Genomic DNA, 21,333 nt, shown 5'->3' on the forward strand with positions numbered 1-21,333 from the left:
GAGCGTCGGAGTGGAGAGGACATCGCGCGTGCACCAACGAGCCTGGTTTCGCCCGGGGGTTCACCGGTGAAGGTCACCGGCATACGCAGGCGCACAGTGCTTTCCGGCGCGGCCGTCGCCCTGCTGGTGGCGCATTTCGCGGTGATCATGCTCTCGAATTTGCCTGAGGGGCCGTTGAAGCGGAGTACCGCCACGTTCGTCGGCTGGTACACCGATCCGATCTTCGCTCAGTCATGGCAGCTGTTCTCGCCGGATCCGATCGTGTCCGACATCGGAACCCTACTGCGCGTGCGCTATCCGGACGGGCGGATATCGGACTGGGCGGATCCGCTGTCGCCCTTGATCGATCGAGTGCATCGCAGCCCGCTGACCGCCGATCGGCAGGTGTTCCTGTTCCAGGCGCTGCAGACGATGAGCGTGGGCTGGGAGGATTCCAAGCTGCGCGCGGAACGCGATCGGCTGACCGACGATCCGACGAAACGCTATGTGGTGGTGCCGATTTCCGAATCCGAGCGGCCGCGCAAGGAACGTGCGGACCGGTTCCGCGCGGCGTTGGCCACCCGGTACGCCGATCGGTACCTCGGTGACGGCTGGTCCGCGGTGCAAGTGCGGTTCGTGGCGATCCCTGCGATTCCCCTGCCCGGCAGCGATTCCGGCGATCGATCGACTCCCGACGTGATGGATTTCGACTGGCAGGACCGGATTCGATGATCACCACCGGTAGGCGCCTGCTCGATCGGCTCGCCACGCACCGCTATCACCTCTACGGCTCCGCCCTGGTGCGAATCGGTATCGGGACCACGATTCTCTATATCTGCCTCGCGAATTACGCTGCGCGGCACCTGTTCTGGGGTGCGGACAATCCGTGGTCGCCGGACCTGTTCCGGGCCGATACCTCGCGGCCGATCGGCCTGTACACCCTCGCGTCGTCCGGGGTGTGGTTCGAGGTGCTGTTTCACGGGCAGATTCTGCTGACGTTGCTCTATATCGTCGGCTATCGGGGGCGAATCGTCGCGCCGTTGTTCTGCATCGCGACTTTTGCTCTGCTGCAAAGAAATTCGCTGATCCTCAGCGGTGGTGAGAATCTGTTCATGGCCATCACCCCGTTCCTGGCGGTACTCGATGGCACCCGCAGGCTCTCGCTGGACCGTGTCATCGCACGCCGCCGGGGGCCGCGCCGTGTCGTGCGGGAGTCGCCGCTCGTGGTTCTCGGGACCGTCGCGCACAACGCGGCCGTGCTGGCGATCGCCGTGCAGGTCTGCATCGTCTATTTCATGGCCGGGATGTACAAGGTGGCCGGGCCGTTGTGGCGCAGCGGCGAGGCCGTCTACTACATCATGGGTGTTCCGCTGTTCGGATCGTCCGGGGTCCACGCCTTTCTGGCGGACCATCTGCTGATCCTGTCCGCCGTCACGTATTTCACCGTCGTGCTGCAGGTCGGATTTCCGGTGCTGGTGCTGGTGCGCCGGACCCGGCCGTTCGTGATCGCGGCGGCGATCGCCTTCCACCTGGGCATCGCGGTGGTGATGGCGCTGCCGCAGTTCGCCCTGATCATGATCTCGGCCGAGCTGATCTTCTGCGACGACAAGCACTATCGGGCCCTGTCGCGCTGTCTGCGCCCGCGTTCCGCGGAGCGATCCGAGATGTCGGAAGGAGGAATTCCGGTGAGCTGAGCCGAGAGTCGAGCAGCAACGACATGTAGCGCAATCAGACGATCTATGGAGGTGTCATACTCGTGAATACCCGAGCGTGGAAGTTCGGCCGAGTGGCAACGATTTCCCTTGCGGCAGCGGCGGTCTCGACCGGACTGTACGCGGCCGCGACGCAGACCGCCCAGCAGCCGGAGACCGGCTCGCGTTATATCGCGGGCGCTTCCGCGGCTCAGCAGGCCGGGCTACCGCTCGCGCACACCAGCGGATGGGGTTCGGGCAGCGGCGGATTCAACAATATGGCGCAAACCAGCCGAGACAGAGGCGTAGGCCCGCAGCACCAGGCGGCTCAGCAGCGCTGAGCCGTCGGCCCCCTGGGCCGCGGTGCTGTCCGGCGGCAGCAGCTCACCCACCTGCTGCCGCCACCTCGCACCGCAACGCAAGCTCCACACCGTCCGACTCATCCCTCAGACGGATTTGCTTTTGCCGCTGGTCGTTTGGCCGACCGTCCAGGTCCTCCTGCCGCTTCTGGACCTCGGACACCAGATCCGAAAGGATCCGCCACTGCGGATCCGCGGCGTTCACTCAACGCACTCTCGGTGGCGGCGAATCCCTCGCCGCACCATCTCCGCCGGGAAGGTATGACCGTCGACGGCAACATATGCCGGTGCGGGCAGGCCCTCGATCCGGTCGAGAAGTTGTTGCGCCTCTTCGTTTTGCCTTACCAGCTCTTCGACGGACAGCCATGGCACGCTGGGAAATTCGACCGAGAGTAATGCGAGCGTGCGATTCGAACATCCGGCGTGATCACGCCCGGGCGAGTTCCCGGACGGGCTGGGTCTTCTCATAGGCGTGGCCGACTCGCAGGAGTACGTCTTCGCTGAGGGGCGTGCCGAGCAGTTGCATGCCGATGGGCAGACCCGCCGCGTCGTGACCGACGGGGAGCGACAGTGCCGGTATTCCGGTGATATTGGCGGGCGACGACAGTCGTACATAGGTATCGGAGACCGCTTCGGTGGTGCCGTCGGCCCAGGTGATCGTTTCCTGCCCGGCTTCGACGATAGCGACCGGCCGCGATATCGTTCTCGGCTGCGCGCGCCGCCTGCCGTGCGCGCTCGGCGGTGACGGTGACGTACGCCCGCAGGTCCGGCTCCACCTTTTCGATGCGCTCCAGGACGGAGTCCACCAACTCGACCGGGGACAGTTGCCGGGATCGGATCGCTGCGGCGGCCGCGCCGAGAGTCAATGCACTGGGTTGCACTGCGGTTCTCCTAATCGGCTCGGAACGCGGCGGCCGGTGGCGTGTCCCCGAAGTCGAGTTCCCGCAGGACCGCGACGACCGAGTGAATGTGGTTGGCGGCGGCCGCGACAGCGGCATGCCGGTCCGCGGGCAGCCGAAGCCCCGCACGGGCAGCCCAGCCCGCCGCTTCGGGCGGGGTGAGCTCGTAGTCGACCATGGCTTGTGTTCCCTCCGACTTACAAAAGCTAAGTGTTTGCGTTAATGAGAGTAGACCTCTTGAAGGGTTAACGCAAACTGTTTGCTTTAATGCGGCCAGCGTCTGCCGCGACAGGATGAGCCGTCCATCACCCGATCCGGGTGGTTCGATTCGCGGGTCATGAGGTCTCGGCTCGAGAGTCGGCTCGTGGTCGGATACTGAAATTCATGGCCGCCACCGTTCGAGAGCTCGCCCGGCTGGAGCGGGCGGAGTTCGCCGACATGCTGGACGGGTTGACGCCACAGCAGTGGGGCACGCCCAGCCTGTGCACGGGATGGGCGGTGCGGGATGTGGTCGCGCATACGATCGCCTACCTGGCGCAAAGCAGAATCGGCTTGTTGGCCAACATGACTCGCTCACGATGGGACGTGAACCGGCTGAACGCAACGGCATTGCGGACCTACGTCGAAACCGCGCCGACTCACCTGGTGGGACTGATGCGCCGACACGCCGACCCCTCGGGTGCGGGAGCGCTCTACGGCGGACGTGTGGCCTTGATCGAATGCCTGATCCACCAGCAGGATATCCGCAGGCCGTTGGGAATGCCCCGGATGATCCCGGAGCAGCGACTTCGGGTGTCGCTGAGCTTCGCCCGCATCAGCCCGGTCATCGGGGGCTCGCGCCGCACACGCGGCGTGCGATTGGTGGCGACGGACATATCGTGGTCGACCGGCCGAGGCCCCGAGGTTCACGGATCGGCCGAGGCCCTGTTGCTGGCGATGACGGGCCGGGCCCCGGCGGTCGCCGACGAACTCGAGGGTGATGGCGTCGCACTGCTGCGGTGACCTCGCGATAACGATCGGTTATCGCTGCGTGCGCGGTTCGGCCCTCGATCGCGGCGAGAGCATCGGGTTGACTTTCGGTATCGACAAACAACCAAGAGAGAGAACCGAATTCATGACCACCGATACCACCCCCAAGGATGTCGTCCGCCGCTACTTCGAGGCGCTCGCGAACGGCGACCGGGCCACCATCGTGGATTCGTGGGCCGAGGACGGCAGCTGCTGGTACGGCGGGGATCTGCCCATCTCGGGTACCTGGCAGGGTCGCGACCAGGTGATCGATGGGTTTCTCGCCACGGCGTTCACCTACTTCGACCCCGATCACGAGGTCGGCCTGCGCGTCACCAATATCTTCGGTGAGGGCGATCAGGTCTTCGCCGAATGGGATTCGTGGGGACTCGGCAAGACCGGCCGCGTGTACGACCAGAAGAACAGCGCCGTCTTCGTGGTCCGCGACAACAAGATCGTCACCATGCGCGAATACGCCGACACCCAGAACTGGGAGCGGGCCCTCGTCGATACCGGATCGGGCGCTCAGCTCGGTCCCGCGTCGGTGGAGGCGGCGATGATCGGGGGGAAGTAGGTTCGGGCGAACCAGCGAGCGTGCTCGTCTGTGTCGATGGGCAGGATGTCGGTGGGCAGCATCAGCAGGGATGCGGCCAGGCGGAAGAACATTTCGGCGGCGCGCAGGGCCGCGTCGAGGGGGAGGGAGTCGTCGGAGATGGCCATGGCTATGGCGGCCCGGACCGGTTCGACGGCGCCCGAGTTCTCGACAAGGAACGATGTCAGGGTCTCGGGCTCGTATTGGCGTAGGGCCGCGACCAGGGGATGGCGCCGAGATTCACGGACGCCGAGTACGAATGCCTCGACCGCCTTGTCCGCGGGCGCCGATTTGGCCAGGACCTGCCCGCTGATGCCGACGAAGAACGAGACCACATCGCGGACGACGACCTGGCGCACGATGTCGTCCTTGTCGCCGAGCCGCCGGTAGACGGTCGGGCGGGACACCTTGGCGCGGCGAGCGATATCGCCGACGGAGGTACGCCGGAAACCGTGTTCGACGAACTCGGCGCGCGCCGCATCCAGTAGCCGGCCCTGTTCGGGGTCGGTGGCCAGCGGCCCCGGCCCGAACATCTGCTCGACATTGATGCCTGCATGGGTCATACCTGCGAGGTTATCGTCCGCCGACGTGCGGGTTGTACCGACAATTGCTGACGCACCGAGAGAATTTCGTCTCATCGCCCACGTCCCTGCCGGTGCCGGGCGATACTCGGCCCATGACGGAGATGCCACGGTCCCGGGCGAGGCGCGCCGCGCAATTGGGTGGCTTCGTCGGAACGGAGGCGGTTCGGCGGGCCGCCGCCAAGGCCGCGCCCGGCCGGACGCGACCCGACGAGCAGGTTGCCGCGGCCGAGCAGGCGCGCAATGCACTGCTGGCGGAGCGGCTGGTCGCGGTCCTGGGCACCATGCGCGGGGCGGCGATGAAGCTGGGGCAGATGCTGTCGCTCGTCGATCCGGGGCTGGTGCCCCCCGCGCATCGCGAGCTGTTCCATTCCGCCCTGGCGGCCTTGCAGGACAGCGCGCCCCCGATGGCGTGGGATCGAATGCGTACTCACCTCGAGCGCGAGCTCGGTGCCGAACTGGGTTCGGTCTTCGCGGAATTCGAGCCGGAGCCGGTGGCGGCGGCGTCGATCGGCCAGGTGTATCGGGCACGGCTGGCCGACGGTCGCCGGGTCGCGGTCAAGGTGCAGTACCCCGAGATCGAGGCGGCGGTGCGGGCGGACCTGAAGAACCTGCGAGTGCTGTTGAGCGCGTACCGATTCGTGCATCCCGCGTTGGACGCCCCGGCGCTGGCCGACGAGGTGCAGCTGCGCCTGGAAGAGGAATTGGACTACCGTATCGAGGCATCCAACACCCGGGCGATGGGTGAGATCTTCCGGGGTCACCCGTTCATTCGAATTCCCGATGTGCACCACGCGCTGTCCGGGCAGCGGGTGATCGTCACCGAATGGCTCGACGGCCAGCCGCTGCGCGAGGCGTACACCGCCGCGGAATCCGAACGCAACAGAATCGCGGAGATACTGTTCCGATTCTATTGCGGTACCACGTATCTGGCTGGGTTCTTCAACGGCGACCCGCATCCGGGCAATGTGCTGCTGCTCGAGGACGGATCGATCGGATTCCTGGATTTCGGACTGTGCATGACCGTCGACGCCGAGGCCGCGGCGGGTGAGCTGGCCGCGCTGCGAGCCGCGAAGACCGGCGACGCGGAGCGGCTGCTGCAGCTGATGGAGGTTCGTGGGTTCGCCCGGCGATCGGCGGTGCCGGCGGAGCAGGCGATCGAGGTCTTTGTTCGGGTGTTCGGCTGGTATCTGCGCGACGAACCGATGCGGATCGGCCCGGATATCGCGAACGACGTGGTGGCATTGCTGACCGTGACCGGGCCCGGTGTGTCGGCCCGTTCGTTCAATCTGCCTGCGGCGCATGCCCTGCGGGGCCGCGCGGAGCTGCAGCTGCTCGCGATTCTGGGCCAGCTGGGCCCCCGGCTGAATATGCATGCGGTGGCGAGGGAATGGCTCTTCGGCGCCGAGCCGGTGACCGAACTCGGCCGGGCGCACCGGGATTGGGTCGCTCATCGCACCGGCAACGCACCGTCCATGCCGCCGACATCGGTGATCTTCCAGCCGGAGTCCCGGTCGACGGTGAGGTGATAGGTGACGGTGGTGCGAGCCCCGTCCGGTGTTTGGGCGCTGGTCGAATTCACGTCGAGGAACACGTCGACCTGGTACGCGCCGTGCGTTTCGGACCTCACCTTCGCGGTGATGGGCGTCGCGGTCGAGGTCCAGCGCAGCGGGGTCAGTAGCTGCTGCAGGGCGGGTCCGGTGGCGTCGAATTTGGCGGCCAGCGGTGCGGCGGTGTCGTTTTTGAGCTTGCCCATCCAGGCGGGGAAGTTCTGGAAGTCGATGGTGGACGCGCCGACCGCGTAGTCGGTGGCGATCTGTTCGGCGTGCCGGTCGCCGCTGGCGGCGGCGTCACGATCGCGGAGTTGGCCGTGCGCCGACCACCACAGCACCGCGAGGGCGATGGTGGCGGCGGCGAGCGCCGCGACGAGCGTGCCGTACGCGATGGTGCTCACGCGCAGCGACAGCGTCCGCGGCACGGATCGAACCGTGTCGTCATCGAGCGTGAGATCGTCTGTGTCGGTGGTCATTTCATCTCCTGATGTGGACGGATCAGCGGACGCCGAGCTGTAGTCGCAGCGCACCGTCGCCGGTGGCGTCGAGTGCCTGGGTGATGAGGGCGCTCACGTCGAGGGTCCGCAGGGCGCCGGTGGCGGTCGCGGTGAGCGGTGCGAGCGCCGGAACGAGCGGCCGGAGCCGCGGGCCGAGCTGGTCGAGGCGGGTCGAGAGCTGTTTCAGGAACGGCACCAGCCCGGTGCCGGTCTGGTAGTCGTCGGGAAACCCCTTGCTGCGCATGAGCCTTTCCAGCGCGTCGACGGCGTCGCGCACGCGGGAGCCGAATCGGCCCCACTGCGGCCCGCCCGCCTCCAGCGACGGGCCCACCCAGTCCATGTCGGCGCCGATGGTCTGGAGGTTGGTGAGCATCGTGCGCAGCTGCGGCAGCCTGCTGAGCAGGGTGGCGGCGAGCAGATTCGCCGCCCGGTTCAGTTGTGGCAGTGCCGCTTCGGCGCCGGAGACGCTCTCGTCGACGGTACGGACCAGCTCGTGGAGCGCCTCGGGCCGGAACTGACCGAGCAAATTACTTGCGGTGGTGGCCATTTCGGGGATCGATAGCGGCATCCGGACCTGCCGGGCATCGATCCGCGCGCCGTCGGTGAGGTATGGTCCGCCGGTACCGGTCGGGGTGAACATCAGATACGGTTCGCCGAGTGCGGACAGGTTCTCGATGCGGGCGGTCGCGGCGGCCGGGACCGGATAGGTGTCGTCGAACCGCAGCCGCACCAGGACGGTGCCCCCGGCGGTGTCGACGGCGGTGACCTTCCCGACCGGGACACCCGACAGCAGGATCGGCGAATCAGGTTGCAGTCCACCGGAATCGGGCAGGGTCAGCGTGGCCTCGAGGTGATGCCGGAACCAGTCCACACGCGCCACGCCGAACGTCAGATAGCCCGCGCCGAGCACGAATACCGCGGCGATGGCGCCCAGGGAAAGCACCGAGCGCCCCCTCATCGCACGGCGCCTATCATGCGCAGGATCGCGATCGCGACGGCGATCCGCTGGTCCGGATCCGTGGCGATGTTCACCTTCGGCCCCTGTTCCACGAAGGGCAGCACGCGATCTCGCAGCAGCGCCACGAGCCGGTTCAGGTTCGACGGGGCACTCAGATCGAGGGGCCGGTCGGTCAGCGCGAGCGGCAGCAGCGCCCGGGCGGCGGCGTTGCCGGAGCTGGCCAGCGGAGCGAGCCAGGCCACGGCGTGTGAGAGGTCGCCGATCGCGGTGAAGACGCCGACCAGATGCGTCAGCGAGGCGGTGGCGTCGGTGACCTGGCGTGCGCCCTCGGCCGACAGCAGCCGCCCGATCGCGGCGGCGTTATCGCGGATGGTGTCGATATCGGTGCGGGTGGCGGCCGCGATGTCGTGCATCCGGTTCAGGTGGGCGGCCATATCGGTCAGGTCGTTCGCGACGACCTCGGAGATGTGGGCGGTGGCGCGGGGATCGGCGGGCAGCGCGGCGTTGAGCCGGTCGACGATGTCCTGCATCCGGGTGACCGCCCCGCCGCCGACGAAAGTGGCGATACCCGACATGGTGTCCTCGACCTGCAGCGCGGGCCGGGTCTGCGCCAGCGTGATCGTCGCGCCGTCGGCGAGATCCGGTCCCGTCGCGGCCCGGGGAGTGGTCAGTGCGAGGTAGACGTCACCGAGCAGCGTGCTCTGCCGCAACTGCGCCGTGGTCCCGGTCGGAAGCCGCACCGCCGCAGAGATATCGACGTCGGCGACGACATAGCCGGGCCGGTCGCCCGCGGGGTCGACGAGCGTGAGCCCGGTGAGATTCCCCGCACGGACGCCGTCGGCGACGACGGTGGCCCGCGCCGGCACGTTCAGGGCGTTCGCGAACTGGATGTGCAGGCGGTAGCTCGGCCCGGTCGTGGTGGCACCCGGCACCGGAATCACCGACGGCTCGAAGCCGCACCCCGCGATGCCGACAACGGTGGCGGTAGCGAGCGCCAGGCATCCGCCCTGCCGGACGATGGACCGACGAATCCTCATCTCGCACCTGCCGATCCGAATATCAGGGTCGTCATGTCGGTCGTTGCCGGGTCGCCGGTGCAGCGGCCGGGCACGATCGCGTTCACCGCCGCGCAGACCTGATCGGCGGCCGGGCGCGGCAGCGCGAGTTTCGGGGGCGCCCAGGTCAGTACCGGCTTGCCGTCCGGTGCGGTCGCGCGGGTGAAGGCCGTTGCCAGCGCGGGGAATCGGGCCACGATCTGCTGCAGCGAATCGGCGTCGGCGGCGATGAGCCGCATGTACGGCACGGCCGCGTCGAGGCCGCCGAGGATCGCGCCGCCGTATCGGTGGGTGAGGTCGTCGGCCCAGGGCAGGATGATCCGCAGGCTGTCGACGAGACCGGTGATATTGCTGAAGATCTCGTCGTTGATCTGGTGGAATACGTCCGGGAACCTGGTCAGCACCTGTTGCAGCTCGGCCCAATTCGCCGATATGGTCGCCGCGAGCGAGCCGAGCGCGTCGATGAGCTGGCCGACCTGCGTGACGGCGGTGTCCGGGGTGCGCAGTACCGAGCCCAGCGTGGTGATCAGCCGGTTGGCCTGCGCCCCGGTGCCTGCGGTGGCCGTGCGCAGGCTGTCGATGGTGTCGCGAAGCAATTGCGGGTCGTCGTCGCTGTTCAGCCGTCGCGCCAGAGTGTCGACGGCCCGCAGGGTTTCGGTGATGCTCTTCGGGGTCAGGGTGCGGGTGATGCAGTGCGCCGGGCTCCAGCGGGCGGCGGACGACGGGCCGGGCAGGACGGCGAGATCGCGGTCGGCGGCCAGGGTCGGCGCCACGGTTACCGCCGAAACGTCGCCGTGCAGTGGGTATTTCGCGTCGATATCGAAATCGACTCGGACGGTGGGGCTTTCGGGTCGGATCGCGGTGATGGTGCCGACAGCGACCCCGCGCACGCGGACATGGGTACCCGGATACAGCCCGACCGCATCGGGCATCCGCGCGCAGTAGTGCAGCATCGGCTGCCGCGGGTCGGCGACGATCGCATATCCGCCGAACGCGATCAGGGCCGCGAGCCCGGCCACGACGGCGGACAGCAGGCCGCGGGAGGCGAGCAGGCGATACACGGTCAGCACCCCTTCCCGGGCAGCGGCACGCAGAGGCCCGCCGACCGGCCGGTGAGATCGCCCAGGGTGGTGATGACCTGATTGAGGTGCTCACCCAGCCGCTGCAGGTCCGGCATCGCTCGGGCGAGTTCGTCGGCCAGTGGTTGCAGGGTCGTGCGGTAGGCGGGTTCCAGCGCGGCGATCCGGGAGAGCAACCGAATCGTCAGCGGGAGAGCGGCATTGATCTCGTCACGTTTGCCGATCAAGATGTTCTCCACCCCGTCGATGTGCCGGATCAACCGTCCCAGAGTGGATTTCGCGGAATCGATGGTGCGCAGGTACTCGTCGGCGGTGGCGAGGGCCGTGGCGACGTCGGCGCGTTGTCGGTCGAGCAGGCCGACCAGCGTGTTCAGTGCGTCACCCAGCTGCCGGACGGAATCGGGGTGGTCCGACAGCGATTGCCGCAGTGCGGTGACCGTGCGGCGCAGGGTGTCCCCGTCGATCTGTGCAAGGGGGGTGGCCGCGTCGTCGAAGACCCGCATGAGGCTGTAGGGCAGTGTGACGCGCTCGGCGGGAATAGGCCGTGCGCCCAAGGGTTTCGAACCGCCGGGTAGTAGCGCGATGTAGTGGCCGCCGACGGCGGTGAGCATGCGAACCTCGAGGCGGGAGGCGTCGCCGACGAAGACGTCGCGATCGACGGTGAACCGCATCCGCACCCCATCGGGAAGCAATTCGATTCCCTCGACCGAACCGACCGAGATTCCGGCCACGCGCACGTCGTCGCCGGTCTGCACCGATTCCGCCTCGGCCAATAAGGCGGTATAGGTCGTCTTGCCCAGCGGGATCAGGTAGATCGCGGCGCAGATCGCGAGCACCACCACCACGAACGCGACACCCGCCACGCCCCAGCGCAGCTCGCCTCGCTCCTCGCCGGTGTACTCGAAAGATGGTGTCAGCATTTGCATATCGTGATCCTTTGCCCGGCGATCAACACGGCCAGCGGCGCCGGTGCGGGCGCGGATCCCTTGCTGCACGCGACCGTCACCGCATCCGCCGGGCCGGAGGCGAGCGCGTCCAGCGTCTGCAGCAGCCCGGGGAGCCGGGACAGGACGTCGCGGGCGGCCGCGGGATCGGGCAGTGCCGCGCGCAGGGCCGTGTCGATGTCCCGATTGGTGTCGGGTGTGAGTCCGAGCCGGGCCGCGAGCTCGTCCAGGGGTTGCAGCACCGGCGGAACGGTTTCGGCGAAATCCACCACGCCCTGCAGCTTCTGCTCCAGCGCCTCGAAGACGTCGGCCAATCCGCCGATGAGCGCGACCAGATGCGGGGACCGTCCGGCCAGCACATCCGATATCTGCCGTAGGTTGTGGATGAGGGTGGCGATCACGGCCTGCCGGTCGCTGACGTAGCCGCCGAGTTGGTCGACCGCGTCCAGGGCGCGGCCCAGTCCGGAGCCGTCACCGTCGAGCACGGCCAGCAGGCTCTGAGCCAGGCGGTTCACCGCGTCGGGAGACGCCTGGGCCAGCACGGGCTGTAATCCGTTGAACAGCGCGGTGATATCGAAGGACGGCACGGTGTGATCGGGGCCGATGGTCGCGCCGGGGGCGAGCGTGGCGGTGGCTCGTTCGGGCTGGCGGATATCGACATATCGCTGCCCGGCCAGGCTCTGGTAGCGGATGGCCAGCGTGGCGCCCTGGCGGATGGGATGGTCCCGCCGCACCGTGAACCGGACTCGCGCCGCGCCGTCGTCGAGCCGCAGCGAGACGACCTTGCCGACCTGCATCCCGACCATTCGCACATCGTCACCGGCGCGCAGGCCATCGGCGTCGGTGAACACGGCCGTGTAGGCATCGACCGGACCGGTCACCGGCCGCCGGATCGCCTGCACGATCAACACCAGAAGCACCGCCATCACCGCGCCGAAAAGCGCTACCCGCCAGGCGAATCGGATCGAAGAGCTCATCGGCCGCCACCCCCGCCCAGCAGCGGTACCGCGACGGCCGGGACGCCGCGCAGCACCACCTCGAGATTCAGTACGGGCCCGTTCGCGCTGTCGGTGAACGCGGAGTCGGCGTTGTCGAGCAGTCGGCGTAGCTCGCCGCCGGAGCGCCGCGGGTCGGGCACGGTGGCCGCGACGGCCTGGAGCAGCGGCGCCAGCAGATCGGCGTAGCCGCCGAACTGGTGCTGTGCGGTGCGGCCGGTCCGGGAGGCGGCCGGGAGGATATCGTCGGTGATGACGTCGACCGCGTGGTCGAACAGGGCTCGATCGTTGCGCAGCACCGGAATTCGAGCCAGGTCGTCGAGCAGCGTGACGCTGCCGCCGAGCAGCGATCCGAGGCCGGGCAGCGCCGAGGCGTACTGTTCGAGCAGATACGACGACGGATACCGCTGGGTGTCGGCCACGATCCGGGTCACCTGGACGATCGCCTGCAGTATCGGTGCCAGCGCACCGATTTCGGCCGCGACGCGCCGCAGGGTGTCGGTCAGCTCCGGAGTGAGGGTCTGCCCGGCCGTGAGCGCCAGCCGTTCGAGCAACCGCCCCATGGTCGCGTCGGCTGCCCGCCCGGGCCCGGTCAGCTCCACGGTGCCCCCGTTTCGCAACGCGGTGCCGCCGGTGCCGGGGTGCAGGGCGATCTCGCTGATGCCGAACAGGTTCGCCGGTGCGTAATCGATCGCCAGGGTATCGGTGAGATCCGTTGCGGCCGTGGGCCGTAGCACCACGGTGATGCGCTGGCGCCCGGGGGCGGTGGCCTCGATGCGCTCGACGCTGCCGACGGTCACACCGTGCAGCTCGACCGGTGAGCCGGTGACGACACCCGCGCCGACCCGTGTGGTGACCAGGTGAACGCGGAACCCGTCGCCGGAACGGGTGTGCTGATATCCGATGGCCGCGGCGCACAGGACGGTGGTGGCGATCACCACGGCCGTGCCGCGCCGGAGGGCGGTGCGCCGATCCGTTGTGGCGCCGGGCATTCCGTATCTCGGCATGGTCACCCCGTGAACCGGATCGACGAATGCACGCCCCACAGCGCCAGAGTGAGCGCCATATCGAGGGCGATGATGGTGACGAAGCTGGCCCGCACCGCCCGACCGGAGGCGATGCCGACGCCCTCGGGCCCGCCCGCGGCGTAAAACCCTTGGTAGCAATGGATCAGGATGACCGCGGTGGTGAACACCAGCACCTTGAGCACCGCCGCGATGATGTCCCGGCCGGAGACGAACTGGAAGAAGTAGTGGTAGTAGACGCCGCTGGATTGGCCGTGCACGGCGATCACCACGGCCGCGCAGCTGAGGTAGGCCAGGATGAGAGCCACCAGGAATGTCGGCACGATCGCGACCGCTCCGGCGATGACCCGTGTGGTGACGACGAACGGAATCGACTGCAGCCCCAGCGATTCCAGCGCATCGATCTCCTCGGAGATCCGCATCGCCCCGATCTCCGCGGTCATCCGGCAGCCCGCCTGCGCGGCGAAACCGATTCCGGCCGCGATGGGCGCGAGTTCGCGAGTGTTGGCGAACGAGGAGATGATTCCGGTCAGCGGGCCCATCCCCAGCAGATCGAGCATCGAGAACGCTTCGATCCCGGTGCCCGCGCCCATCACGCCGCCGAGCACCATCAGCATCGGCACCGTGCCGCCGCCGACGATGATCGAGCCCCTGCCCCAGGTCATGTCGGTGATCAGCCGGATGCACTCCGCGTGGTAGCGCCGTAGCGTCAGCGGCACCGACCGGAGCACCTGCCAGCCGAAATCCGCAGCGAAGCCGACGTTCTCGACGGCCGCCGGGAGGGCGCGGGCGATGCGTAGCCACCGCAGCGGCGCCGGACGGTATCGGGTCGCGGTCATGCCAGCCGCACCGGGAGGAACATCGCCGTCAGCTGAGTGATCGCCACATCGACCACCGCGATCGACACCACCGACAGCACGACCGCGGCATTGACGCCGTCGGCCACGCCGCGCGGGCCACCGCGTGCCTCGAGCCCGCGCTGACAGGCGACGATCACGACCAGGAAGCCGAACAGTACCGATTTGCCCAGCGACACCCACACATCGGCGACCACGGCGAACGAGCCGAAGGCCAGCCAGTAGCTGCCCGGCGTGACGTCCTGGGCGAGGACCGCCACCACGTAGCCGGCGGCGATGCCGACGAAGATGATCAGCACATTGACCAGCGGCGCCACGACCAGCATGGCGACAACGCGCGGAACCACCAGGCGCCGAACGGGATCGAGCGCCATCACCCGCAGCGCATCGATCTCGTCGCGGATCGTGCGCGCGCCGAGATCGGCGGCGATCGCCGAGGCGCCGGCCCCGCCCAGCAGCAGTCCGGTCGTCATCGGCGCGCCCTGCTTTATCACTCCGAGCCCGCCCGCCGCGCCGATCAGCGAATCCGCGCCGAGCTGATGGATGAGGTTGCCGACCTGCACCGACACGATCACCCCGAACGGGACGGCCATCAGGATCGCGGGCACCGCGGTGACGGTGACGAGGTACCAGCTCTGCTGCCACATCTCCGCCCACCGGAATCGGCCGCGGGACAGGTCGCTACCGATTCCGCGCACCGAGACCACGGCCAGCCGCACGGTGCGCCCGTAGGTGCGCAAGGCGGCAATCCCGGTGGCGGAGAGGTTGTTTCGGACGATGCGGGCCGCGGATGGGCGCGGCGGTGCGGTGCTTGTCATGGAGCTGTCTCTTCTCGATGCTCGGACAGTGAGACTGTATAGGAAAAGTGTCCGAGCTGTCTTGAAAACCGGTGGGCGAAAAGGCCAAGTTACGTGTACCGGGTTACGCCGATCCGGTTGTGCTCTTGACTCGTCTCGTTACAGAGATCTAAATTTGTCTCACAGTCACATCCGGTGGATGCGCCCGCTGCCTACGGCCCGCGCGTTTCCCCGGATTCTCGAGGAAAGGCGATCGATGAAGACGCTGCATCATCTCGGTCCGTCTCCCGAACATGCGCGGTATCAGGCGCTACTTCCGGAGTTCTGGGCGAAAGTCGAACAGCAGGAACGAGATGCGGTCGAGCGCGGGCTGCCGGTCCGGGGCCTCACCGACTTCGGGAAGGCATGGCTGACCGCCTGGGCGACGCAGAGCCTGGACGGGCTCCGCGCTTGCCTGTCGCCCGACTGCGATTTCATCGACAGCTCGACCTTCCAGAACCTCCGGCGCGGGCGCGAGGAGACGCTGGCCAACTGCGCGGCCTGCTTCGAGGCATTCCCGGATATGGCGTTCTATCCGCAGGACGACAGCCTGCGGGCCCTGCCGTTCGCCGACTACACGCACGAACAGCTGCGGATGCTGATTCCGTGGCGGGGTATCGCCCGCTGGACCGGTCCGCTGCGGCTGCCCGGCACCGATATCGTGATACCTCCGACGGGCCGCTGCCTGAACTTCATCGGCGTCGATCGCTATCTGCTGACCGACGATCTGAAGATCAGCCACATCGACACCGACTGGGACCTGCTCTACATCGTCTATCAGCTCGCACCGCTGGGTGTGCGGGAACCTCGCCTCGGCTGGCTGCGGACCGCCTCGTATGCCGGGCGCGTGCTCGTACCGCTGTTGCGTGGTCTAGGGCGCGGCGGAATGGACGCCCACCGGCGCCTCGACCTACCGCTGCCCGCGATCACGGTGTCGGCATGACCGCCCAGCACGATCTCACGCCGATCCCCGGAATCGAGGTCCGGCCCACCGCGGCGCCCCGGCGCATCCGTCGGCTCAGCACGTTCGGGCGTGCGCTGGACCCGTCGATGCCGGGCCCGACGGGGCGCCCACTGATCGGTCTGCTTCCCGAATTTCGCAGGGACCCTTTCGAATCCGTGCGCGTCTGGGCGCGCGAGCACGGCGATGTGTTCCATGTGCCGCTGCCGCTGTGGAACCTGGTGATGATCAATCATCCGGATCTGGTCACCGAGGTGATGAACAATCGCGAGGGCCGCTACAGCATGATCGGGCCGCTGGAGAAGCCGACCGCGATGACCATCGGCGCGGGGCTGCCGATGATGGAGGGGGACCGGTTCCGCAAGCGCCGCCGCATGCTCACCCCGATGTTCGGGCGCAAACATCTGGCACGCATCGCCGACACGATCGTCGACGAGTTCACCCGGCGGATCGAGCGCTGGGACCGCTTCGCCGACACCGGCGAAACCGTTGACCTGCAACACGAAATCGCGCAGGTGACGCTGCCCGCATTTCTGCGCGCGATGTACACCACCCGGCTGGACGACCGCCGCATCCGGCAGGTCGACGAGGACATCCGGCGGATGATGCGGACGATGGCCTTCGGTGTGTATCTGTCCGGTCCCCCGAATCCGTTCCCGATCGGCTCGAGCAGTCTGCCGCTGACAGTTCTGCGCCTGTACCGCATGGTCGACGGGTTGATCGAGCAGCGGTTGGCCCATCCGATCGAGGGGACCGACCTCATGGGCCTGCTGCTGGACAGCCGCTACGAGGACGGCACCGGGCTCGGCCGCCGGGACCTGCGGGCCGAGTTGATCATCCTGATGGGCGGCGGCTACGAAACCGTGGTCGCCTCGCTGTCGCATACGCTCGGGCATCTGTGCGTGAATCCGGAACCGGCGCAACGGCTCTACGGCGAGATCGATGAACTCGGCGGTGCCACACCGACTTTGGCCGACCTACCGCGTCTGGTCTGGACCAAGGCCTGTTTCGACGAGGGCCAGCGCTTGCAGGGGCATCCGATGAATCCGCGAATCGCCCTGCGCGACAGCGAACTCGGCGGCTTTCACATTCCCCGCGGCACGCTGGTGGGCACCCCGGTCTACACCCTGCACCGCGACGAACGCTGGTGGGCCGAGCCCGACCGCTACGACCCCACGCGGTTCACCGATCCTGCCCATCGGGCCCGCCCGAACAACGCATTCATCCCCTTCGGCGCCGGGCCGCATCACTGTATCGGCTCCGGGTTGGCCTACATGAACGCGCAATTCCTGCTCACCCTGATCTTCCAGCGCTATCGACTGGAGACCCCGCCGGGCTGGCGGCCGCGCCACGCGTCCACGTTCTCCATCACCCTCGACGGCGGACTGCCGGTGACGGTGAGCAGACGATGAGCGAGGTCCACGTCGAGGTCGATCGCGAGGTGTGTCAATCGGCCGGATACTGCGTGCGCACCGCACCGGCGGTCTTCGCGCTCGGCGACGACGCGATCGTGGCGGTCCGCGATGGCGAGCGACTGACCACCGGCCCGGTCGCGGTGCCCGGGGACCAGGCCGCGGCCGTACGGCGGGCGTCCTGGGATTGCCCGTCCGCGGCGATCACCGTCCGCTGAATCACCCACAATACGATGAGGTTCGCATGTCCCAGATCGCTTCGGCCGGTGCGCTTCTCGATCCACCCGTCGACACCGTCGCCCACTATCCGCTAGTCACGCTGATCTGCGCCCTGGTCTTCGTGGTGGTCTCCGCAGTCGTCGGTATCGGCTACACCCTGCTGACGAGAAGTCCGCTGTACTTCTGGACGGCGGTGGCGGGAGCCACGCTCTATCCGTTCCTCGTCGAACCGCTCGGCGATCACCTCATCGCCGTCTGGTATCCGTCCAATCACTACATTGCCGCAACGGTTTTCGATCGCCCGATGCCGTGGTTCGTAGTCCTGTTCTATCTTGCCGGAATCCCGTTGGTGTCCGTGGCGGCGTGGGAGATCGTCAGGCGCGGACTGCCCGCCCGCGTCCTGATCGGACTGCTGATCGCGGTGACGATCCTCGAGATCCCGATCGAGATGATCGCCAATCGCCTCGGCTGGATGCGCTACTACGGCAATCACGCCACGATTGTCGACGTCCCGATCTACTGCCTGGTCCAGAATGCCGGCATGTTCGCCGTCGTCGCCTGGGTGCTCGCCTGGTTGCTGCCGCGCACCCACGGATGGCGCTGGCTCCTCGTGCCTTTCGCGGTGGCGGCCACCCTGCCCGCCCTAGCCCTGGCGGGCACCTTCCCCGCCTACATCGCAATCGCCACCCACGCCGGACCCGCACTCGGATGGGCAGCCGGGCTCTTTTCCACCATCCTGAACGCCACCATCGTCACCGCATGCGTGTACTCGCCACCCCTACAACGATTCCGCTCCACAACCGTGCCGTCCCCCGCCGAAGCACTCGGCCCGGCCGTAAGCAAACCCGCAGAGATCGAATGAGGTGCCGTATGGCGAGGCTCGCGGAACTCCATTATTAGCGCAGCATCACCCCAGATACGCGGCCGACGCCAGCCGCAGCACCAGGAGGACCAGGGTGTCCTGTCTCATTTCCGGGGTGTCATGTGAGGCCAGCGTGAATCGAGGCGCGGTTGCACCTGCGGCCAGGCGATGAAGAACGCCACGCCTGGCCGCGGCTGCTCGGACGAGCACGCGGAAGCGGGCCGCTACGACTTCGGGGTGTTGGTGATCGTGCCTGAGATCTTGCTGTCTTTGCTCGTGCCCTGGAAACCGTCCGGGCTGCACGATTCCAGCTTCAGGCTCGTGATCTGACCGTCGAACGCTATCGTGCTTTTCTTTCCGATCGACAGAGTGCCCTCGACGTCAACTTTTGCGTCACCGCCCTTCGAAGGAACGACTATCGAACCTTTCGTCATCTTGAATATTTCTTCATCGCCGTTGGCGTCCTTGTCGTCGGCCCCCACTTTGGAAAGCGAGATTTCACAATCGTTACCGTTGGAATGGAACTTTAGGGCGTCTTTGTTCACAGGATCATCGATGGGCACCTCGATGCAGCTGGAATCGCTGTCGGAGGTGTATTTGATGTCGGACTTGACAGTGAATTCCTCGTCGCCTTTTTTCCGTGTCACCGAGATCGGGGTGTTCTCGGCGATCGTGCAGGTAGTCTTCTTCGCGTCCGGTTTCTCCGCCATCGCGGCCGGGGCGGCGACCGCGCTGTAGCCGAGTGCACAGACGCTCAGCAGCACTGCGGCGGCCGGGGCGAACCGGCCGGGTCCGGTGTGAGGGGAATGCGGCGAATTCGCCGGTGCCTGTGTTTTCGATCGTTGGATTTCCATGCAAACCTTTCGTCGTTCGTGTGGCGCGTCGGTACGACAATGCCGGGCCGCCAGGACATTTCGGCACGGCCTCGCCACGACCCCGGGCTGAGGTCGGGTAGAACCGATCACCAGCCGGACCTCGCCTCCGCGTGCCGGATCGACGGGGTTGCGCCGGACTCGGGCGGACTGTTCCGTCCGGTAGCCAACCGATTCCGAAACCGCATTCGTTGCGGTACGGGATACGGATGGGTCGAAGTTACGGTTCCGGATCTGCGTTGGGTTCACCGAGATCGGCTCGGCGCGTAGATCTCCGGCCCGCGCGCCGTGCGGCAGGAGCGGATGTTCCCGGAGAGCGCCCGACCGGCTCGGACAACCCGGGGACCGACCGAGCTGGGTGACGGAAAACGACTTGCGCCCATTGACCTTCCGACGGCGCGCGCTGGCCGAATCGGTCACAGCGAAGTCGGTTGGGGTGGTTTGTGGTGGTCGGTGGCGAACAGGTCGGGTAGGTAGCGGACCATCAGGGTCGACCAGGTGAGATGGGTCAGCAGCGGTGCCCACACGGTGTCGGTGGCGCGGCGTTGCAGGGCGAAGACGGTGCCCATCACCGCGGCGGCCAGGAGCAGGGCGGGGTTACGGGTCGGGGTGGTGGCCAGGCAGTAGACGGTGGTGGAGGTGGCGACGGGGTGGTGGCTGGACATGTCGTATACCGGTCCGCGGAAGAAGACTTCTTCGGCCGCACCGCTGAGCAGGGCGACGAGCAGCGTGCGCCGCGACGGGGAGTGTCGGGCGTAGCGGAGCACGTCGTGTATCGCGTGTTCCAGCACCGGGATTCGGCGGGCTATTCGCGCGGCGCCGTAGAATACGGCGAAGGCGGCGGCTCCGGTCGCTGTCGCGCGGACCGCCTGGCTTGCCCGCGGGGGCGTCCATGGCGAGGGGTTGGTGAGGATGGCGCCGATGGTCCAGGTGGCGGCGGTGGCCGAGGTCAGTGTGTAGAACTCGGTGGTACCCGGTTGTGCGCGCAGCGCCTTGCCCAGCAGGCCGGCTCCCAGCAGAGTCGCACCGGTGACGGTCGCGCGTCGGCGCGGCATCGACGCGGTCATGCGGCGCGTCGGGCCTTGGCGCGTTGGCCGAGCGCGCGCAGGACCGCGTCGTCGTAATCCATCGGTTCGAAGGGCAGGATCTGGCGAATACTGTGGTCGCGCACCACTGTTTCGTTGACCATCGACTCGACCAGCGATCGGCTGGTCTGCGCATCGACAGTGGTCACCAGCGACAGCCACAGTGACGACATTCGCAGCGAGAGCAGCGGAACCGGTACCAGCGCCAGGGGTCTGCCCTCGATGGCGGCCAGCCGATGCAGCATGTCACCGTAGGTCAGTATTTCCGAGCCGCCGATGTCGAAAGTGCGCCCGATCGTTTCCGGATGGTCCAGCACACCGGTGAGGTAGCGCACCGCATCGTCGAGCGCGATCGGCTGCGTGCGGGTACGTACCCATTTCGGTGTCACCATGGCGGGCAGGTACTCGACCAGTTGCCGGGTCATCTCCCAGGAAATGCCGCCGTGCCCGACGATGATTCCGGCGCGCAAGGTTGTCACCGGCACCCCACCCACGCCCAGCAGCCGCTCGACTTCGCGGCGGCTGCGCAGATGCGCCGACAGATGGTCGCCGTCGTCGCCCAGCCCACCCAGGTACACGATTCGCGACACTGCCGCGTCGGCGGCGGCCTCACCGAAGCGACGTGCCGCCTCGGCGTCACGCTGTGCGAACCGGGGGTGATCGAGCGAGTGAACGAGGTAGTAGGCGGCGTCGCACTCGGTCAGTACTCGCCGGACCGAGATGCGGTCCCGGACATCACCGCGGACCGCGGTGCCCGCGCCCAGATAGTCCTGCGGCCGTCGCGTCAACGCCAACACGGTATGCCCGGCGTTTTCCAGTTCGGGACACAATCGTCGGCCCACGAAACCCGATCCCCCCGCGACCAGGACCTTCATCTGCGATCCCTTCCCACCCGGCGGATCGAACAGTGTTATTGCTGCAGGGTAGCTTACGTCAGCGCCTGCCTGCCTGACCGGACCATCCGCCAATGCGCATCAGAGCGGGTGGCCTTGCCTGAGCCACCATCGTGCGCTG

General features: G+C 67.5%; 25 protein-coding genes. 10 read left to right on the forward strand and 15 right to left on the reverse strand.

The window, feature by feature from the left end; all coding sequences use genetic code 11:
• Nucleotides 1-66: 66 nt before the first annotated feature.
• The 3 genes from HPY32_RS00705 to HPY32_RS00715 all read left to right on the forward strand — a co-directional run bounded on the left by HPY32_RS00705 (nt 67) and on the right by HPY32_RS00715 (nt 2,011).
• Nucleotides 67-711, forward strand: a complete 645-nt coding sequence (locus HPY32_RS00705; protein ID WP_067582018.1) for a DUF5819 family protein — start codon at nt 67-69, stop codon at nt 709-711.
• Entirely contained in the window at nt 708-1,673 is a 966-nt protein-coding gene (locus tag HPY32_RS00710; RefSeq protein ID WP_067582021.1) for an HTTM domain-containing protein, read from the forward strand. Before HPY32_RS00705 ends, HPY32_RS00710 begins: the two co-directional genes overlap by 4 nt.
• A gap of 62 nt (nt 1,674-1,735) precedes the next feature.
• Nucleotides 1,736-2,011: a hypothetical protein gene (locus HPY32_RS00715; protein ID WP_156674139.1), complete on the forward strand. Its 276-nt coding sequence runs from the start codon at nt 1,736-1,738 to the stop codon at nt 2,009-2,011.
• Between the two features lie 445 nt (nt 2,012-2,456).
• Here HPY32_RS00715 and HPY32_RS00720 read toward each other — a convergent pair whose 3' ends face one another.
• Nucleotides 2,457-2,729, reverse strand: a complete 273-nt coding sequence (locus tag HPY32_RS00720; protein WP_197696453.1) for an amidase family protein — start codon at nt 2,727-2,729, stop codon at nt 2,457-2,459.
• 191 nt (nt 2,730-2,920) lie between these two features.
• The gene (locus HPY32_RS00725; protein ID WP_067582027.1) at nt 2,921-3,106 is read right to left on the reverse strand and encodes a hypothetical protein; all 186 of its coding nucleotides are present in this window, start codon (nt 3,104-3,106) and stop codon (nt 2,921-2,923) included.
• A gap of 206 nt (nt 3,107-3,312) precedes the next feature.
• On the opposite strand from HPY32_RS00725, the gene HPY32_RS00730 reads away from it, so the two are divergent.
• Entirely contained in the window at nt 3,313-3,930 is a 618-nt protein-coding gene (locus tag HPY32_RS00730; RefSeq protein ID WP_067582030.1) for a maleylpyruvate isomerase family mycothiol-dependent enzyme, read from the forward strand.
• 112 nt (nt 3,931-4,042) lie between these two features.
• On the forward strand, nt 4,043-4,510 hold the full coding sequence (locus HPY32_RS00735; protein WP_082871164.1) for a nuclear transport factor 2 family protein: 468 nt from the start codon (nt 4,043-4,045) through the stop codon (nt 4,508-4,510).
• Here the strand turns inward: HPY32_RS00735 and HPY32_RS00740 are convergent.
• Entirely contained in the window at nt 4,462-5,091 is a 630-nt protein-coding gene (locus HPY32_RS00740) for a TetR/AcrR family transcriptional regulator (RefSeq protein WP_082870885.1), read from the reverse strand. The genes HPY32_RS00735 and HPY32_RS00740 overlap by 49 nt on opposite strands.
• 113 nt (nt 5,092-5,204) lie before the next feature.
• On the opposite strand from HPY32_RS00740, the gene HPY32_RS00745 reads away from it, so the two are divergent.
• Nucleotides 5,205-6,638, forward strand: coding sequence for an ABC1 kinase family protein (locus HPY32_RS00745; protein ID WP_067582032.1), 1,434 nt, complete (start codon nt 5,205-5,207; stop codon nt 6,636-6,638).
• On the opposite strand, the gene HPY32_RS00750 is transcribed toward HPY32_RS00745, so the two are convergent.
• Genes HPY32_RS00750 through HPY32_RS00790 form a run of 9 tightly spaced genes read right to left on the reverse strand, consistent with a single transcriptional unit; the run spans nt 6,560 to nt 14,890 of the window.
• On the reverse strand, nt 6,560-7,138 hold the full coding sequence (locus HPY32_RS00750; RefSeq protein WP_067582035.1) for a hypothetical protein: 579 nt from the start codon (nt 7,136-7,138) through the stop codon (nt 6,560-6,562). The two genes, HPY32_RS00745 and HPY32_RS00750, sit on opposite strands and share 79 nt — an antisense overlap.
• 22 nt (nt 7,139-7,160) lie before the next feature.
• Nucleotides 7,161-8,102, reverse strand: coding sequence for an MlaD family protein (locus HPY32_RS00755; RefSeq protein WP_171982681.1), 942 nt, complete (start codon nt 8,100-8,102; stop codon nt 7,161-7,163).
• 11 nt (nt 8,103-8,113) lie between these two features.
• Nucleotides 8,114-9,154 carry an MlaD family protein gene (locus HPY32_RS00760; RefSeq protein ID WP_067582040.1) on the reverse strand — a complete coding sequence of 347 codons (1,041 nt, stop codon included), beginning with the start codon at nt 9,152-9,154 and terminating at the stop codon, nt 8,114-8,116.
• Nucleotides 9,151-10,233 carry an MlaD family protein gene (locus tag HPY32_RS00765; RefSeq protein ID WP_067585473.1) on the reverse strand — a complete coding sequence of 361 codons (1,083 nt, stop codon included), beginning with the start codon at nt 10,231-10,233 and terminating at the stop codon, nt 9,151-9,153. Before HPY32_RS00765 ends, HPY32_RS00760 begins: the two co-directional genes overlap by 4 nt.
• A gap of 2 nt (nt 10,234-10,235) precedes the next feature.
• Nucleotides 10,236-11,171 carry an MlaD family protein gene (locus HPY32_RS00770; RefSeq protein ID WP_067582041.1) on the reverse strand — a complete coding sequence of 312 codons (936 nt, stop codon included), beginning with the start codon at nt 11,169-11,171 and terminating at the stop codon, nt 10,236-10,238.
• Nucleotides 11,165-12,172: an MlaD family protein gene (locus HPY32_RS00775; RefSeq protein WP_067582042.1), complete on the reverse strand. Its 1,008-nt coding sequence runs from the start codon at nt 12,170-12,172 to the stop codon at nt 11,165-11,167. The genes HPY32_RS00770 and HPY32_RS00775 overlap by 7 nt, the downstream gene beginning before the upstream one ends.
• Nucleotides 12,169-13,197 (reverse strand): MlaD family protein, encoded by a 1,029-nt coding sequence (locus HPY32_RS00780; RefSeq protein ID WP_067582043.1) that lies wholly within the window; start codon nt 13,195-13,197, stop codon nt 12,169-12,171. The genes HPY32_RS00775 and HPY32_RS00780 overlap by 4 nt, the downstream gene beginning before the upstream one ends.
• Nucleotides 13,198-13,199: 2 nt before the next feature.
• Nucleotides 13,200-14,054, reverse strand: coding sequence for an ABC transporter permease (locus tag HPY32_RS00785; protein ID WP_067582046.1), 855 nt, complete (start codon nt 14,052-14,054; stop codon nt 13,200-13,202).
• Nucleotides 14,051-14,890, reverse strand: coding sequence for an MlaE family ABC transporter permease (locus HPY32_RS00790; RefSeq protein ID WP_067582049.1), 840 nt, complete (start codon nt 14,888-14,890; stop codon nt 14,051-14,053). Before HPY32_RS00790 ends, HPY32_RS00785 begins: the two co-directional genes overlap by 4 nt.
• A 235-nt stretch (nt 14,891-15,125) precedes the next feature.
• Between HPY32_RS00790 and HPY32_RS00795 the strand changes: the two genes are divergently transcribed.
• From HPY32_RS00795 to HPY32_RS00810, 4 genes are read left to right on the forward strand one after another with little or no spacing between them, the layout of a single operon-like run.
• Nucleotides 15,126-15,851: a nuclear transport factor 2 family protein gene (locus tag HPY32_RS00795; protein WP_067582051.1), complete on the forward strand. Its 726-nt coding sequence runs from the start codon at nt 15,126-15,128 to the stop codon at nt 15,849-15,851.
• A complete protein-coding gene (locus tag HPY32_RS00800) occupies nt 15,848-17,281 on the forward strand; it encodes a cytochrome P450 (protein ID WP_231951455.1) in 1,434 nt (477 codons plus the stop codon). Before HPY32_RS00795 ends, HPY32_RS00800 begins: the two co-directional genes overlap by 4 nt.
• Nucleotides 17,278-17,499 carry a ferredoxin gene (locus tag HPY32_RS00805; RefSeq protein ID WP_067582054.1) on the forward strand — a complete coding sequence of 74 codons (222 nt, stop codon included), beginning with the start codon at nt 17,278-17,280 and terminating at the stop codon, nt 17,497-17,499. The genes HPY32_RS00800 and HPY32_RS00805 overlap by 4 nt, the downstream gene beginning before the upstream one ends.
• A 26-nt stretch (nt 17,500-17,525) precedes the next feature.
• Nucleotides 17,526-18,362: a hypothetical protein gene (locus HPY32_RS00810; protein WP_067582057.1), complete on the forward strand. Its 837-nt coding sequence runs from the start codon at nt 17,526-17,528 to the stop codon at nt 18,360-18,362.
• Between the two features lie 224 nt (nt 18,363-18,586).
• Here HPY32_RS00810 and HPY32_RS00815 read toward each other — a convergent pair whose 3' ends face one another.
• From HPY32_RS00815 to HPY32_RS00825, 3 genes are read right to left on the reverse strand one after another with little or no spacing between them, the layout of a single operon-like run.
• Entirely contained in the window at nt 18,587-19,654 is a 1,068-nt protein-coding gene (locus HPY32_RS00815; protein WP_156674141.1) for a hypothetical protein, read from the reverse strand.
• Entirely contained in the window at nt 19,651-20,301 is a 651-nt protein-coding gene (locus tag HPY32_RS00820) for a CPBP family intramembrane glutamic endopeptidase (RefSeq protein ID WP_231951456.1), read from the reverse strand. The genes HPY32_RS00815 and HPY32_RS00820 overlap by 4 nt, the downstream gene beginning before the upstream one ends.
• Nucleotides 20,298-21,194: an NAD-dependent epimerase/dehydratase family protein gene (locus HPY32_RS00825; protein ID WP_067582061.1), complete on the reverse strand. Its 897-nt coding sequence runs from the start codon at nt 21,192-21,194 to the stop codon at nt 20,298-20,300. The genes HPY32_RS00820 and HPY32_RS00825 overlap by 4 nt, the downstream gene beginning before the upstream one ends.
• Nucleotides 21,195-21,333 lie beyond the last annotated feature (139 nt).

This window comes from Nocardia terpenica, from assembly GCF_013186535.1.
GTDB lineage: Bacteria > Actinomycetota > Actinomycetes > Mycobacteriales > Mycobacteriaceae > Nocardia > Nocardia terpenica.

Coding starts and splice junctions, on each gene's coding strand:
- HPY32_RS00710 (WP_067582021.1), top strand. CDS start 708: ATGATCACCACCGGTAGGCGCCTGCTCGATCGGCTCGCCACGCACCGC.
- HPY32_RS00725 (WP_067582027.1), bottom strand. CDS start 3,106: ATGGTCGACTACGAGCTCACCCCGCCCGAAGCGGCGGGCTGGGCTGCC.
- HPY32_RS00730 (WP_067582030.1), top strand. CDS start 3,313: ATGGCCGCCACCGTTCGAGAGCTCGCCCGGCTGGAGCGGGCGGAGTTC.
- HPY32_RS00735 (WP_082871164.1), top strand. CDS start 4,043: ATGACCACCGATACCACCCCCAAGGATGTCGTCCGCCGCTACTTCGAG.
- HPY32_RS00740 (WP_082870885.1), bottom strand. CDS start 5,091: ATGACCCATGCAGGCATCAATGTCGAGCAGATGTTCGGGCCGGGGCCG.
- HPY32_RS00745 (WP_067582032.1), top strand. CDS start 5,205: ATGACGGAGATGCCACGGTCCCGGGCGAGGCGCGCCGCGCAATTGGGT.
- HPY32_RS00750 (WP_067582035.1), bottom strand. CDS start 7,138: ATGACCACCGACACAGACGATCTCACGCTCGATGACGACACGGTTCGA.
- HPY32_RS00760 (WP_067582040.1), bottom strand. CDS start 9,154: ATGAGGATTCGTCGGTCCATCGTCCGGCAGGGCGGATGCCTGGCGCTC.
- HPY32_RS00770 (WP_067582041.1), bottom strand. CDS start 11,171: ATGCTGACACCATCTTTCGAGTACACCGGCGAGGAGCGAGGCGAGCTG.
- HPY32_RS00775 (WP_067582042.1), bottom strand. CDS start 12,172: ATGAGCTCTTCGATCCGATTCGCCTGGCGGGTAGCGCTTTTCGGCGCG.
- HPY32_RS00780 (WP_067582043.1), bottom strand. CDS start 13,197: ATGCCGAGATACGGAATGCCCGGCGCCACAACGGATCGGCGCACCGCC.
- HPY32_RS00785 (WP_067582046.1), bottom strand. CDS start 14,054: ATGACCGCGACCCGATACCGTCCGGCGCCGCTGCGGTGGCTACGCATC.
- HPY32_RS00790 (WP_067582049.1), bottom strand. CDS start 14,890: ATGACAAGCACCGCACCGCCGCGCCCATCCGCGGCCCGCATCGTCCGA.
- HPY32_RS00795 (WP_067582051.1), top strand. CDS start 15,126: ATGAAGACGCTGCATCATCTCGGTCCGTCTCCCGAACATGCGCGGTAT.
- HPY32_RS00800 (WP_231951455.1), top strand. CDS start 15,848: ATGACCGCCCAGCACGATCTCACGCCGATCCCCGGAATCGAGGTCCGG.
- HPY32_RS00805 (WP_067582054.1), top strand. CDS start 17,278: ATGAGCGAGGTCCACGTCGAGGTCGATCGCGAGGTGTGTCAATCGGCC.
- HPY32_RS00810 (WP_067582057.1), top strand. CDS start 17,526: ATGTCCCAGATCGCTTCGGCCGGTGCGCTTCTCGATCCACCCGTCGAC.
- HPY32_RS00820 (WP_231951456.1), bottom strand. CDS start 20,301: ATGACCGCGTCGATGCCGCGCCGACGCGCGACCGTCACCGGTGCGACT.
- HPY32_RS00825 (WP_067582061.1), bottom strand. CDS start 21,194: ATGAAGGTCCTGGTCGCGGGGGGATCGGGTTTCGTGGGCCGACGATTG.